Source organism: Pseudomonas botevensis (assembly GCF_019145475.1).
In the GTDB taxonomy this organism is placed as follows: Bacteria; Pseudomonadota; Gammaproteobacteria; order Pseudomonadales; family Pseudomonadaceae; genus Aquipseudomonas; species Aquipseudomonas botevensis.
The window spans coordinates 700,684-714,222 of sequence record NZ_JAHTKI010000001.1 but is presented as its reverse complement, the minus strand read 5'-3'; the positions used below and the strand labels follow the sequence as shown (position 1 = coordinate 714,222).

Genomic DNA, 13,539 nt, shown 5'->3' with positions numbered 1-13,539 from the left:
AGCCTAACTATTTGGAACATCCCTGCGCTGCCGTGGACTATAACTATGGACAGCGCTGTCCCACTCACTAGAAGGAGTCACCTTATGTCCTGGACCAAACCCGCCTACACCGACCTGCGTATCGGCTTCGAAGTCACCATGTACTTCGCCAGTCGCTGAGTTCTGCCTCGCAGAGCTTGCAGTGCAACGCCTCGGCTCGCCGGGGCGTTTTATTTTCAGCGTTGAAATGATGGAGCCTTCATGTTCGTCCAGATTCTGGGTTCGGCCGCCGGTGGCGGTTTTCCGCAGTGGAATTGCAACTGCGTCAACTGCGCCGGGTTTCGCGACGGCAGCCTGAATGCCCAGGCCCGTACCCAATCGTCCATCGCGATTTCCGATGACGGCGTGAACTGGGTGCTGTGCAACGCTTCGCCGGACATCCGCGCCCAGCTCCAGAGCTTCGCCCCGATGCAGCCGGGCCGTGCCCTGCGGGACACCGGCATCAGCGCGATCATCCTGATGGACAGCCAGATCGACCACACCACAGGCCTGCTCAGCCTGCGCGAAGGCTGCCCGCATCAAGTCTGGTGTACCGACATGGTTCACGAAGACCTGAGCACCGGTTTTCCGCTGTTCACCATGCTCAAGCACTGGAACGGCGGGCTGGACTGGAACCGCATCGAACTCGACCAGAGCTTTACCGTCGCCGCCTGCCCGAACCTGCGTTTCACCCCGCTGCCACTACGCAGCGCCGCGCCGCCCTACTCGCCGCACCGCTTCGACCCGCATCCGGGCGACAACATCGGCCTGATCGTCGAGGACCTCAACACCGGCGGCAAACTGTTCTACGCCCCAGGTCTGGGCAAGGTCGACGCCCCGTTGCTGGAAATCATGGCGGGCAGCGATTGTCTGTTGGTGGACGGCACGCTGTGGGACGACGATGAAATGCAGCGCCGTGGCGTCGGCACCCGCACCGGGCGCGAGATGGGTCACCTGGCGCAGAACGGCCCCGGCGGCATGCTGGAGGTGCTTGAGCAGTTGCCCGAGCAGCGCAAGGTGCTTATCCACATCAACAACACCAACCCGATTCTCGACGAAGACTCGCCGGAGCGTGCCGAACTGGCGCGACGCAATGTTGAAGTGGCTTATGACGGCATGAGTATCGTGCTCTAGCGGCCGGTCCGCGAAAGCGTCCGACCAGACAACAAAGAATCCAACCGGTTGTTCCCGGAGAACCGCAATGACCGACACCCCGCTGTCCCCCGCCGAATTCGAAGCGGCCCTGCGCGCCAAAGGCGCCTACTACCACATTCATCACCCGTATCACGTGGCGATGTACGAAGGCCGGGCCACCCGCGAACAGATTCAGGGCTGGGTGGCCAACCGCTTCTACTATCAGGTGAACATTCCCCTGAAGGATGCGGCCATCCTGGCCAACTGCCCGGATCGCGAAATCCGTCGCGAGTGGATTCAGCGTCTGCTCGACCACGACGGCGCCCCCGGTGAGGACGGCGGTATCGAAGCGTGGCTGCGCCTGGGCCAGGCGGTTGGCCTCGATCCGGATCAACTACGCTCCCAGGAGCTGGTGCTGCCCGGCGTGCGCTTCGCCGTCGACGCCTACGTCAACTTCGCCCGCCGCGCCAGTTGGCAGGAAGCCGCCAGCAGCTCGCTGACCGAGCTGTTCGCGCCGCAGATCCACCAGTCGCGCCTCGACAGTTGGCCACAGCATTACCCGTGGATCGACCCGGCCGGCTACGAGTATTTCCGCACCCGCCTCGGTCAGGCGCGGCGCGATGTCGAGCATGGTCTGGCGATCACGCTCGAGCACTACAAGACCCGCGAGGGCCAGGAGCGCATGCTGGAAATTCTCCAGTTCAAACTGGACATCCTTTGGAGCATGCTCGATGCCATGAGCATGGCCTACGAACTGAACCGCCCGCCGTATCACAGCGTCACCGGACAACGGGTCTGGCATAAAGGAATCACCCTATGAGTTTCGACCGCAGCAAGACGCCGAACTGGCGCCCCGGCTACCGTTTCCAGTACGAGCCGGCGCAAAAAGGCCATGTGCTGCTGTACCCCGAGGGCATGATCAAGCTCAATGAAAGCGCCGCGCTGATTGGCGGCCTGATTGACGGCCAGCGGGATGTCGCGGCGATCATCGCCGAACTCGACCAGCAGTTCCCCGGCGTGCCCGAACTCGGTGACGACATCGAGCAATTCATGGAGGTTGCCCGTGCAGAGCACTGGATCACCCTTGATTGATCTGCCGCCCAAGCCTGAGGTCGGCCTGCCGCTGTGGCTGCTCGCCGAGTTGACTTACCGCTGCCCGCTGCAATGCCCGTACTGCTCCAATCCGCTGGATTTCGCCGAACAGGGCAAGGAGCTGAGCACCGAACAGTGGAAAAAAGTGTTCCGCGAGGCGCGGGAGATGGGCGCGGCGCAACTGGGCTTTTCCGGTGGCGAGCCGCTGGTGCGCCAGGATCTCGCCGAGCTGATTTTCGAAGCGCGTCAGTTAGGTTTCTATACCAACCTGATCACCTCCGGCATCGGCCTGACCGAGCAGAAAATCAGCGACTTCAAGAAGGCCGGGCTCGATCACATCCAGATCAGTTTCCAGGCGAGCGACGAGCAAGTGAACAACCTGCTCGCCGGCTCGAAAAAAGCCTTCGCGCAAAAACTCGAAATGGCCCGCGCGGTGAAGGCCCATGGCTATCCGATGGTGCTGAACTTCGTCACCCATCGGCACAACATCGACAAGATCGACCGCATCATCGAGCTGTGCATCGCCCTCGAAGCGGACTTCGTGGAGCTCGCCACCTGCCAGTTCTACGGCTGGGCGCAGCTCAACCGCGTCGGACTGCTGCCGACCAAAGAGCAACTGGTGCGCGCCGAGCGGATCACCAATGAATATCGCGCGAAACTGGAAGCCGAAGGGCATCCGTGCAAGCTGATATTCGTCACCCCGGATTACTACGAAGAGCGCCCGAAAGCCTGCATGAACGGCTGGGGCAGCCTGTTTCTGACGGTCACCCCGGACGGCACGGCCCTGCCCTGTCACGGTGCCCGACAGCTGCCGGTACTGTTTCCCAACGTCCGTGACCACAGCATGCAGCACATCTGGTACGACTCGTTCGGCTTCAACCGCTTCCGGGGTTATGACTGGATGCCCGAGCCGTGCCGCTCCTGCGACGAGAAAGAACAGGACTTCGGCGGCTGCCGCTGCCAGGCATTCATGCTCACGGGCGACGCCAGCAATGCCGACCCGGTGTGCAGCAAGTCCGACCATCACGGCGTCATCCTCAAGGCCCGCGAAGAAGCCTTGAGCGCCACCCAGACCATCGAACAACTGGCCTTTCGCAATGAACGAAACTCGCGCCTCATCGCCAAAGGCTGAGCCTTTCAGCGCCACCGCCGCCGTCGCCGCCGGGGTGGATTTCGCCGAACTGCAGCTCGGCGCCAACGGCTTGTTCTGGAATGAATACCGCCCCGCCGATGCCGCGTGCCGTATCTGGCATTGGCGCGACGGTGTGGCGAAATGTCTGACGCCACCGGGTTTCAGCGTACGCAGTCGCGTGTACGAATATGGCGGTGGCGCGTTTTGTCTGACGCCGGACGGGGTGGTTTTCGTCAACGAAACGGATCAGCAGTTGTATCGCCAATCACTGGAAGGCGAGCCCGAGGCGCTGACTTCGGGTGATTGCCGTTTTGGCGATCTGCACTTCACCGAAGGGCAAGTGTTGGCGGTCGAAGAAAACCATGACCAGCATCGTCTGGTGGCAATTGATCTGGCTGACGGCAGGCGCCATCTGCTGGTTGAGGGCGCAGACTTTTATGCCTCGCCGACCCTCAGCCCGGATGGCCAGCATCTGGCGTGGATCGAGTGGAGCCGCCCGCACCAGCCGTGGACGTCCACCCGGTTGATGCTCGCCGAACGTTCGGCCGACGGTTTTTCCGCCCCCCGTTGCGTGGCGGGCGAAGCGCTTGAAGAGTCGATCCAGCAACCGCGATTCGATGCTGACGGCCGCCTCGGTTGCCTGACCGATCGCGCCGGGTTTTGGCAGCCGTGGGTCGAGTCGGCGCAAGGTCTGCAACCCTTGCCTGGCGCCGAAGCCGATCACGCCCCGGCGCCGTGGCAACTGGGCGGCTGCACCTGGTTGCCCGTCGCGGACGGCTACTTGTCGAGCTGGAGCGAAGGCGGTTTTGGTCGCCTGACCCTGAACGGCGAAGACTTCACCGGTGAATACAGCCGCTTCCGGCATCTGGCGCTGGATCAACGGTTCATCTATTGCATCGCCGCTTCGCCGGTCAGCCCTTCGGCGGTGATCGCTATCGATCGTCGCTCGCGGCATTTGCAGGTACTGGCGGGCGGCGTGGCTCCGTTACCGGCCGAGCGGATCAGCCGTCCGCAAACCCTGCGTTATCCCAGCGGTGCGGGCGAAGCCCACGGCTTCTTTTATCCGGCCGGCAATGGCGAAACAAAACCGCCGCTGGTGGTGTTCATCCACGGAGGCCCGACATCGGCGTGCTACCCGATGCTCGACCCGCGTATCCAGTACTGGACGCAACGCGGCTTCGCCGTCGCTGACCTCAATTACCGTGGCAGCAGCGGTTATGGCCGCGACTATCGACAGGCGCTGCACCTGAGCTGGGGCGCGGTGGATGTCGAGGATGCCTGCGCGGTGGTCACTTACCTGGCCGGGCGCGGCCTGATCGACGGTAGCCGCGCCTTCATTCGCGGCGGCAGCGCAGGAGGCTATACGACACTCTGCGCTCTGGCGTTCCATCAGGTATTCCGCGCCGGCGCCAGCCTGTACGGCGTCAGCGACCCGGTGGCGTTGGGCCGGGCGACACACAAGTTCGAGGGTGACTACCTGGACTGGCTGATCGGCGACCCCGAAAAAGACGCCGAACGCTACGCCGCTCGCACTCCGTTGCTGCACGCGAGCCAGATCCGCGTGCCGGTGATTTTCTTTCAGGGCGAACTGGATGCCGTGGTCGTGCCACAGCAGACCCGCGACATGGTCACCGCCCTGGAGAACAACGGCATTCCGGTGGAGGCGCACTACTACCCCGACGAACGCCACGGCTTCCGCCGGGCCGCCAATCAGGCCCATGCGCTGGAGCAGGAATGGCGGTTCTATCGGCGGGTGATGGGGTTGGTGGACTGACGTCCGAGTCCTGTCTTCGAAACCGCGGCGCCTCTTTCGCGAGCAAGCCCGCTCCCACAATGGGCGCTTGCTCGCGACAGTAATCTGTCAGACCCCGGCAGACTCAACGCTTGGCAATGATGTACACCGCATGCACGATCCCGGGAATGTAACCGCACAACGTCAGCAGAATATTCAGCCAGAACGCCCCGCCGAACCCGACCTGCAGAAACACACCCAGCGGCGGCAACAGAATGGCGATGATGATGCGGATAAAGTCCATGGGGCAGCTCCTGATTGGGGGTTGGCTCGACTGAGCCATACAAGCTGATTGACCAGTGCCGTTTGTCAGGGTTCAGTGCATTTGTTTGCCCGTCTCCAACACAAAAAAACGCCCCACGCCAAAAGAATCAGGCGTGGGGCGTGCGTTATACCGCGAGACGGTTCTTGAATTCGGGTAGGAAACTTCGGATCAGACGGCAATCCCTTTGCGGCATTGCAGTTGTGCGGTGCGCACTCGGGAGAAGGCGCGGGCCAGGCGCAGGAGCATTTCGTCGATGTTGGCCTTGCTGACGGTGAGTGCCGGGGTGAAGCGCAGGCAGTCGGCTTGTGGCGCGTTGAGCAGCAGGCGTTCGTGCAACGCGGCATTGACGACGGCGTCGGCGGAATCGTCCGACAGCGTCAATCCCCAGAACAGCCCCTGGCCGCGCAGTTCGCCGTGACCGTAACGATGGGCCAGGCGTGACAGACCTTCGCGCAGGTGCTGGCCGTTTTCCCGCACTTGCTCAAGGAAGGCGCGATCCTGCACGGAGTCGAGCACCACCAGGCCGGCGGCGGTCATCAAGGCATTGCCATGGTGTGTACCACCGAGTTCGCCGGGCACGAAGCAGCAGGCTTTGCCCCGCGCCAGCAGCGCCGCCAGCGGGACGCCACCGCCCAGCCCCTTGCCGAGTACGACGATATCGGCCCGTACGCCGTAGGACTGTTCGGCGAGCAGGTTGCCGCAGCGGCCAATGCCGGTCTGCACTTCATCGAGTATCAGCAGAATCCCCAACTCACGGCACAGATGCTCAACACCTTTGAGGTAACGCTCGGTTGCAGGAATCACCCCGGCGTCGCTCTGGATCGGTTCGAGCATGATTGCCACAGTCTGCGCATCCACGGCGGCATGCAGCGCCGGCAGATCATTGAAGGGCACCAGATCGAAACCCGGCAGCAGCGGCGCGAAGCGATTGTGCAGGTTGGAACTGTCCGACGCCGAGATCGTCGCCAGACTACGGCCGTGACAGCCTTGTCTGGCAACGATGATCCGCGACGCACCGCCGCGATGCAGTTGGCCCCATTTGCGCGCCAGTTTGATCGCCGCTTCGCAGGCTTCGCTGCCGCTGTTGAGCAGATAGGCTTGATCGCTGGCGGTGCTGGCGCACAGGCGCTCGGCCAGACTGAGCATGCCGCGATTGTGCAGATTGAAACCGGGATTGATCAGGGCCTGGGCCTGACTGGCGATCGCCTTGACCAGCGCCGAGGGGCTGTGGCCGAGGCTGTTGGCACCGCCCGCCTGGGAAAAGTCCAGATAGGCGCGGTCATTGCTGTCCCACAGCCAGGAGCCCTGGCCGCGGACGAAAACCTGTTGCGGACGTTCGACACTCGGCATCAGACGCTCAGCACTCAGGCTGTCGCCGCTATCCGCTTCGACGGTTTCAAACGCCAGATCATCGAGGCTCGGCGCAGGACGCCGCAGACTGAACAGATTCATTGAAAAACACCTCGTTCGAGATGTTTTGAACTGCCTATGTAAACGCTTTCGAAACAAACGCTGGTCATCGCCCTTTCCGGCCCTGTAAGCCTCGTGAATGCGGTTAGACTAGGCCTCATCACGGCCTCGGGCCATTTCGATTTATCAGCATTTTCGATAAGCATTACTTATGGATTTCAAACAACTGCGTTATTTCGTCGCGGTCTACGAAGAAGGTCATGTCGGGCGCGCCGCCGAACGCCTGTCGATCTCTCAGCCGGCGCTGTCCCAGCAGATCCGCCAACTCGAGCAAAACCTCGACGTCACCCTGTTCGAACGCAGCAGCAAACGCCTGCTGCCGACCCTCGCCGCTCATACTTTGTACAACCACGCGCTGCCATTGCTCGATGGCATGCAACGGGCGCGGGAAGCCCTGGGCAACTTCAAGGGCCAGGCTCTGCGCACGCTGGCGATCGGGGTGCTGCAAACGGTCCACACCAGCCTGGTGCCGCAGATGCTCGAACGGGTGCGCAAGGCGCAACCGCATCTGGTGGTGCAGATCTACGAGTTGACGGGGCTGGAAATCGAACGGCGCCTGCTCAACGGCTCGCTGGATATCGGCATCAGTTATCTGCCACCGCGCCAACCGGGGCTGCACGGCGTGATGCTGTACGAAGATGAACTGACGCTGGTCATCCCGGCGGATCATCCATTGCGCGAATTCAAGAAAGTCTCGATGAGCCAGGCTGCCGAACTGCCGATGTTGTTGCTGGGCGAGGAGTTTCAGATCCGACAGATCTGGCAGGCGCAACTCGCCAACCTCGGCCGTCGCCCACAAGTACAGGCCGAGCTGAACAATATGGTGGGGATTCTCGACAGCCTGCCGCACACGCGCCTGGCGACGGTGCTGCCCGGTCGCTCGCAAAAGGAGTACGACGATCAGGAATTGCTCTGGAAACCGCTGAGCGAACCCCGGGTGCCGCTGAAAGTCGGGCTGGTATGTCGCGATGTACAACGCCAGCAGGCGTCTCTGGCCCTGCTGCGAACCTTGCTGGAAGAGGTGATGCAGCGTGAGGAAAAACCGCTGAAAGGCGCGCCGCCGCTGGATGCCTTGAGCTGAACACTTTTCTGCAGGCATAAGAAAACCCCGCCGAAGCGGGGTTTTGCAGACTGTTTCCCTGACATCCATTTCACTCCGCCACCCTGGCAGAATCCCTACGTGTCCGTGTTGTTGCTTTGCGCTTCCTGCGCGACGTCCATGGAAAGTAGATTAGCTCTGGATCCAATCTGCGCCTATGGGAGAACAGCAGCACGTCATGTAAGAGATTGCTTACATGACGTTACATTCTCAAAACTGCGCGGCATCCAGCAGGAACAGCGATTCGCTACCGGCCTTGACCGACGCGCTCAGCGAGTGGATTCGTGGCAGCAGACGGGCGAAATAGAACCTCGCGGTGCCGAGTTTGCTCGCGTAGAAATCGTCCTGCGCTTCCTTGCCCAGCGAAGCCTTGGCCATCAGCGCCCACATGTAGGCGTAAGCGGTATAGCCGAACGCTTGCAGGTACTCGACCGACGCCGCGCCGATCTCGTTCGGGTTGGCTTTCGCCCGATCCAGCAGCCATGCGGTCAGCTCGTCGAGGGTGTCGACGGCAGCATTCAGCGGCTGAGTGAACTCGCCCAGATCGGCACTGGCGGTCGCGGTGAAGTGGCGGATCTCGTCGGCGAACAGTTTGTAGAACGCGCCGCCGCTGCCGACGATCTTGCGGCCCACCAGGTCCAGCGCCTGAATGCCATTGGTGCCTTCGTAGATCTGGGTGATGCGTACATCGCGCACCAGTTGTTCCTGGCCCCACTCACGAATGTAGCCGTGGCCGCCGAAAATCTGCTGGCCGTGGACGGTGGTTTCCAGACCGAGGTCGGTCAGGAACGCCTTGGCCACCGGGGTCAGCAGCGCAACCAGGTCCTCGGCACGCTTGCGAGTCGCCGCGTCTTCGCTGAACTTGGCGGTGTCGAGTTGCATCGCCACGTAAGTGGAGAACGCACGGCCACCTTCGTTGGAGGCTTTCATGGTCAGCAACATCCGGCGCACGTCCGGGTGAACGATGATCGGATCGGCGACCTTGTCCTTGTTCTGCGCCCCCGTCGGCGAACGGCTCTGCAGACGGTCGCGGGCGTATTCAACAGCGTTCTGATAGGAGCGCTCGCCGGTCGCCAGCCCCTGGATACCGACGCCCAGACGCTCGTAGTTCATCATGGTGAACATCGCCGCCAGGCCTTTGTTCGGCTCGCCGACCAGATAACCTTCGGCCTCGTCGAAGTTCATCACGCAGGTGGCGGACGCCTGGATACCCATTTTGTGTTCGATCGAACCGCAGTTCGCCGGGTTACGCGCGCCCAGGCTGCCATCGGCATTGACCAGGAACTTCGGCACCAGGAACAGTGAAATGCCTTTCGGCCCCGCCGGTGCGTCCGGCAGTTTTGCCAGGACCAGGTGGATGATGTTTTCGGTCAGGTCGTGTTCGCCGCCGGTGATGAAGATCTTGGTGCCGCTGACCTTGTAGGAGCCGTCGGCCTGAGGTTCGGCCTTGGTGCGAATGATCCCCAGGTCGGTGCCGGCGTGCGGCTCGGTCAGGCACATCGAGCCGGCCCAGATCCCGGCATACATGTTCGGCAGGTACGCGGCTTTCAGCTCTTCGCTGGCGTGGGCATTGATCGACAGGCAGGCACCGGCGGTCAGCATCGGGTACAGACCGAAGGCCAGGCTGGCGGAGTTGACCATTTCCTCGACCTGGGCCGACACCGCCTTGGGCATGCCCATGCCACCGTAGGCCGGATCACCGCCAACGCCGACCCAGCCGCCTTCGGCATAAGTCTGATAGGCCTGTGGGAAACCGGCCGGCGTGGTGACGGCACCTTCGGCCCAGTGGCAACCTTCTTCGTCAGCCGCACGGCTCAGGGGCGCGATGCTTTTGCTGGTGACCTTGCCGGCCTCTTCGAGAATGGCTTCGACGGTTTCGGCATCGACGGTCTCTGCCAGAGCGGGCAACTCGGCCCAGAGTTTGGCGACTTCGAATACTTCGTTGAGGACGAAGCGCATATCGCGCAGCGGCGCTTTGTAGTCAGCCATGGCAAACCTCGCAAGATCTAAACAGGTGATTCGTGAAGGGTGATTTCGTTGAGCCGGAGTGTAACCCAACAACTTTTGCGACACATAGGGTCAACCAGTGACTGTTTTGTTATTTTTGGTCACTAGAAAAAGATCGCAGCCAGCACCGGCGCCTGCGAAGGAATTCATGTTCCTGCAGGCACCCGTACTGGCTGCGATCTTTTACTTTTTCCTAAACCGCGAACAGTTCGGCGGGCAACTTCATCAGGCAATCACTCCCCGCCTCGATCGCAGACCGATGCGCCGCCGTCCTCGGCAGCAGCCGCTTGAAGTAGAACTCGCAAGTCACCAGTTTGCCCCGGCAGAAATCGGCGTCGCCCTCATCCGTTTCCAACTTGGCCTGCGCCACCAGCGCCATGCGCAGCCACAGATAACCAAGAACGATATAGCCGCTGTACATCAGGTAATCCACTGACGCGGCGCCGACCTCATCCGGATTTTTCATCGCCGCCATGCCGACCTTCATGGTCAGCTCGCCCCATTGCTGGTTGAGGCCATCGAGTTGCGTCACGAACGCGCCCAACTGTGGGTGCCCGGCGTTGGCCGCGCAGAACTTGTGGACGATTTTGGTGAAGTTGCGCAGCAGCTTGCCCTGGCTGCCGAGCACTTTGCGCCCGAGCAGGTCCAGCGCCTGAATGCCGTTGGTGCCCTCGTAGATCGGTGCGATCCGGCAATCGCGCACCAGTTGTTCCATGCCCCACTCGCGGATGAAACCATGGCCGCCGAACACCTGCATGCCGTGGTTGGTCACCTCCAGCCCGGTGTCGGTCATGAAGGCCTTGCAGATCGGCGTGAGGAACGCCAACAGGTCTTCGGCCTCCTGACGCGCCTCGGCATCCGCGCTCAGGTGGGCGACATCGAGCATCTGCGCGGTGAAGTACGTCAGCGCGCGGTTGCCTTCGTTGAAGGCTTTCATGGTCAGCAGCATCCGGCGCACGTCCGGGTGGACGATGATCGGGTCAGCCGGTTTGTCCGCAGCCTTGGCGCCGGTCAGGGCGCGCATCTGCAAGCGGTCGTTGGCGTACTTGATAGCGCCCTGGAAACTCGCTTCGCCCAGACACAGCCCCTGCATGCCGGTGCCGAGGCGCGCGTGGTTCATCATGGTGAACATGCAGTTCAGGCCCTTGTTCGGCTCCCCGATCAGGAAGCCAGTGGCGCCATCGAAGTTGAGCACGCAGGTGGCCGACGCCTTGATGCCCATCTTGTGCTCGATCGAGCCGCAGGAAACGCCGTTGCGTTCACCCGCCTCACCTGCTGCATCGGGCAGGAATTTCGGCACGATGAACAGGGAAATGCCCTTGGTCCCGGCCGGCGCGTCCGGCAGTTTCGCCAACACCAAGTGGATGATGTTGTCGCTCATGTCGTGCTCGCCGGCCGAGATGAAAATCTTGCTGCCGGTCACCGCATAGCTGCCATCGGCCCGGGGCACGGCGCGGGTCTTGATGATGCCCAGATCGGTGCCGCAGTGGGCTTCGGTCAGGCACATGGTGCCGGTCCACTGGCCGGCGGTGAGTTTGCTCAGATAGGTGTTTTTCTGTTCTTCGGTGCCATGGGCGTGAATCGCCGACATCGCACCGTGGGTCAGGCCCGGATACATGCCCCAGGACGTGTTGCTGGAGCCGACCATCTCACTGATCACCAGCCCCAGCGAACTCGGCAAGCCCTGGCCGCCGTATGCCGGATCCGCCGCCAGACCGTGCCAGCCGCCCTCGACGTATTGTGCGAAGGCTTGCTTGAAGCCCGCAGGCGTTGTCACCACACCGTTGTCGAAATGGCAGCCCTCTTCGTCACCGCTGCGATTGAGCGGCGCCAGAACGTTCTCACAGAACTTCGCGCCCTCGTCGAGGATCGCGCTGATCATGTCCGGGCTGGCGTCATGGGCGCCAAGGGCGGCGTAGCTGGTGTGGAAGTCGAAGACGTGGTCGATCAGAAAGCGCATGTCGCGCAGGGGGGCTTTGTACTCGGGCATGGTGCTTCTCCGTCAGCAGATGTCTGAAACCTACTGCCGGCCACCACGCCCCCACAATCACTGTCCAGACGCTGAATGCGCCGTCATCACTCAACCCGCAGCGCCGTCCATGCGCACCGCGCCACGCCGGTTCTGCCCGAACGCCATCACACAGTTACGCCCCGCGCCCTTGGCACTGTAGAGCGCCTGGTCAGCCGACTTGAGCACTTCTTCGGGGGTGCGCTGCTCCAGTCGTTCGGCGACGCCGATACTGACCGTGACCGACACGCTTGAAGCACCGGAACCGCCTCGGCGCTGACGCCCCTGCTGATCGTCCTGGGGGCGATTTTCCTGGTTGCGCAGTTGAATGTTGTAGGAGGCAATCGACTCGCGGATCACTTCCAGGTGCGGCATACACTCCTCGAGGGTTTTGCCTGCAAACACCAGGGCGAATTCCTCACCACCGTAGCGATATGCCCTACCGCCGCCGCTGATTTTCGAGAGTTTGCTGGCGACCAGACGCAGCACTTGGTCGCCCACATCGTGGCCGTGGGTGTCGTTGAATTTCTTGAAGTGATCGACGTCACTCATGGCCAGCACATAGTTGCGGCCCAGCCGCTGCATGCGTTCGTTGAGTGCGCGACGCCCCGGCAGGCCGGTGAGTTCGTCGCGGAAGGCCATTTGATAAGCCTCATGTGCCACGGCGGCGGCGATCATCAGCATCACCTGGCTGCACATGATGTTCAGGGTAAACGGCAGGATGAAGGTTTTCGGCAGCATCCAGAACACCCCGAGCAAGCCCACCAGTTGCGCCGCATGCAGCGGACGCGGGTTGCGCCAATATTGCCAGGCCAGCAACACAAACGCCGAGAGGAACACCGGGTAGGACAACTGGATCAGACTCATCCACGCGCCGTGCAGCGCCGGCCAACGGATTTCCGAGAGCCACATCAACAGCGCCTGCGGGTAACTTTGCTCAAGCCCCAGCGCCACGCTGCCGAAGGCCAGCAGCACGGCGAAGCGCGCCACCATGTCCTGAAACAGATGCGTGCGTTCCTGCCACGCGGCGAACAGGCCGAACAATAACGGCAGCAGCAGACAGACCAGATGGAACACCACTGCCGCGTCTTCGCGCACCTTGCCGTTGTCGCGGTAATAGTCGGTCTGGGTATCGAGCAGAAAGTAGGCGATGTACACCGTCAGCATCAGAAACAGTTCGCGCTGACGCCGGTAAACCGCACAGTAGGCACCGCCCAGCAACAGCACCAGAGTCGGCAGTACGTTAAACAGAGAAGTGAAGAACACGTTGAGGTCTTTGACGTACGCAGCCGCCAACCCCGCGAGCAACAACAGCAGTGAAGGTAGGAAATGGCTGAAACGTACAGCAGAAGAACGCGGCAAGGGTAAAGCTCCGACCCGTCATATCAAAGAGATGGCATTGTGCCTGCAATGCGGCCAGTTAAGCACACACAATGTGATCCAGATCACAGGCAGTCTCTTTAACGGCAGAAAACCCGAGTTTCTGAGGCACGAAACAAGGTTTTTTGCCCTCGCGAAGATG

At 61.9% G+C, this 13,539-nt stretch carries 12 protein-coding genes; 7 read left to right on the top strand and 5 right to left on the bottom strand.

Features of this window, described 5'->3' with window-relative positions; all coding sequences use genetic code 11:
• Positions 1–84: 84 nt before the first annotated feature.
• The 6 genes from pqqA (at position 85) to KVQ74_RS03320 (ending at position 5,150) form a co-directional block, all read left to right on the top strand.
• The gene (gene pqqA, locus KVQ74_RS03345; protein ID WP_003422658.1) at positions 85–159 is read left to right on the top strand and encodes a pyrroloquinoline quinone precursor peptide PqqA; all 75 of its coding nucleotides are present in this window, start codon (positions 85–87) and stop codon (positions 157–159) included.
• Positions 160–240: 81 nt separating this feature from the next.
• Entirely contained in the window at positions 241–1,152 is a 912-nt protein-coding gene (gene pqqB / locus KVQ74_RS03340) for a pyrroloquinoline quinone biosynthesis protein PqqB (protein ID WP_217829570.1), read from the top strand.
• A gap of 67 nt (positions 1,153–1,219) precedes the next feature.
• On the top strand, positions 1,220–1,972 hold the full coding sequence (pqqC, locus tag KVQ74_RS03335; protein WP_217829569.1) for a pyrroloquinoline-quinone synthase PqqC: 753 nt from the start codon (positions 1,220–1,222) through the stop codon (positions 1,970–1,972).
• Positions 1,969–2,244, top strand: coding sequence for a pyrroloquinoline quinone biosynthesis peptide chaperone PqqD (pqqD, locus tag KVQ74_RS03330; protein ID WP_217829568.1), 276 nt, complete (start codon positions 1,969–1,971; stop codon positions 2,242–2,244). Before pqqC ends, pqqD begins: the two co-directional genes overlap by 4 nt.
• Positions 2,237–3,376: a pyrroloquinoline quinone biosynthesis protein PqqE gene (gene pqqE / locus KVQ74_RS03325; protein WP_217829567.1), complete on the top strand. Its 1,140-nt coding sequence runs from the start codon at positions 2,237–2,239 to the stop codon at positions 3,374–3,376. Before pqqD ends, pqqE begins: the two co-directional genes overlap by 8 nt.
• Complete coding sequence (locus KVQ74_RS03320) at positions 3,342–5,150, top strand: S9 family peptidase (protein ID WP_217829566.1); 1,809 nt, start codon at positions 3,342–3,344, stop codon at positions 5,148–5,150. Before pqqE ends, KVQ74_RS03320 begins: the two co-directional genes overlap by 35 nt.
• Positions 5,151–5,253: 103 nt before the next feature.
• Here KVQ74_RS03320 and KVQ74_RS03315 read toward each other — a convergent pair whose 3' ends face one another.
• Both KVQ74_RS03315 and KVQ74_RS03310 read right to left on the bottom strand, forming a co-directional pair.
• A complete protein-coding gene (locus KVQ74_RS03315) occupies positions 5,254–5,412 on the bottom strand; it encodes a YqaE/Pmp3 family membrane protein (RefSeq protein ID WP_003228885.1) in 159 nt (52 codons plus the stop codon).
• A 189-nt stretch (positions 5,413–5,601) separates the two neighbouring features.
• A complete protein-coding gene (locus KVQ74_RS03310) occupies positions 5,602–6,885 on the bottom strand; it encodes an aspartate aminotransferase family protein (RefSeq protein WP_217829565.1) in 1,284 nt (427 codons plus the stop codon).
• Positions 6,886–7,054: 169 nt separating this feature from the next.
• Here KVQ74_RS03310 and KVQ74_RS03305 point away from each other — a divergent pair, with 169 nt between their 5' ends.
• Positions 7,055–7,984 carry a LysR family transcriptional regulator gene (locus tag KVQ74_RS03305; protein ID WP_217829564.1) on the top strand — a complete coding sequence of 310 codons (930 nt, stop codon included), beginning with the start codon at positions 7,055–7,057 and terminating at the stop codon, positions 7,982–7,984.
• Positions 7,985–8,212: 228 nt separating this feature from the next.
• Here KVQ74_RS03305 and KVQ74_RS03300 read toward each other — a convergent pair whose 3' ends face one another.
• The 3 genes from KVQ74_RS03300 to KVQ74_RS03290 form a co-directional block, all read right to left on the bottom strand.
• Positions 8,213–9,991, bottom strand: coding sequence for an acyl-CoA dehydrogenase C-terminal domain-containing protein (locus tag KVQ74_RS03300; RefSeq protein WP_217829563.1), 1,779 nt, complete (start codon positions 9,989–9,991; stop codon positions 8,213–8,215).
• Between the two features lie 211 nt (positions 9,992–10,202).
• Positions 10,203–11,999, bottom strand: coding sequence for an acyl-CoA dehydrogenase C-terminal domain-containing protein (locus KVQ74_RS03295; RefSeq protein WP_217829562.1), 1,797 nt, complete (start codon positions 11,997–11,999; stop codon positions 10,203–10,205).
• A gap of 90 nt (positions 12,000–12,089) precedes the next feature.
• The gene (locus KVQ74_RS03290; RefSeq protein ID WP_217829561.1) at positions 12,090–13,379 is read right to left on the bottom strand and encodes a GGDEF domain-containing protein; all 1,290 of its coding nucleotides are present in this window, start codon (positions 13,377–13,379) and stop codon (positions 12,090–12,092) included.
• Between the last annotated feature and the right edge of the window lie 160 nt (positions 13,380–13,539).

What these genes read in the sequence shown, in the direction of transcription:
- pqqB (WP_217829570.1), top strand. Translation starts at nt 241, where the DNA reads ATGTTCGTCCAGATTCTGGGTTCGGCCGCCGGTGGCGGTTTTCCGCAG.
- pqqC (WP_217829569.1), top strand. Translation starts at nt 1,220, where the DNA reads ATGACCGACACCCCGCTGTCCCCCGCCGAATTCGAAGCGGCCCTGCGC.
- pqqD (WP_217829568.1), top strand. Translation starts at nt 1,969, where the DNA reads ATGAGTTTCGACCGCAGCAAGACGCCGAACTGGCGCCCCGGCTACCGT.
- KVQ74_RS03320 (WP_217829566.1), top strand. Translation starts at nt 3,342, where the DNA reads ATGAACGAAACTCGCGCCTCATCGCCAAAGGCTGAGCCTTTCAGCGCC.
- KVQ74_RS03315 (WP_003228885.1), bottom strand. Translation starts at nt 5,412, where the DNA reads ATGGACTTTATCCGCATCATCATCGCCATTCTGTTGCCGCCGCTGGGT.
- KVQ74_RS03310 (WP_217829565.1), bottom strand. Translation starts at nt 6,885, where the DNA reads ATGAATCTGTTCAGTCTGCGGCGTCCTGCGCCGAGCCTCGATGATCTG.
- KVQ74_RS03305 (WP_217829564.1), top strand. Translation starts at nt 7,055, where the DNA reads ATGGATTTCAAACAACTGCGTTATTTCGTCGCGGTCTACGAAGAAGGT.
- KVQ74_RS03300 (WP_217829563.1), bottom strand. Translation starts at nt 9,991, where the DNA reads ATGGCTGACTACAAAGCGCCGCTGCGCGATATGCGCTTCGTCCTCAAC.
- KVQ74_RS03295 (WP_217829562.1), bottom strand. Translation starts at nt 11,999, where the DNA reads ATGCCCGAGTACAAAGCCCCCCTGCGCGACATGCGCTTTCTGATCGAC.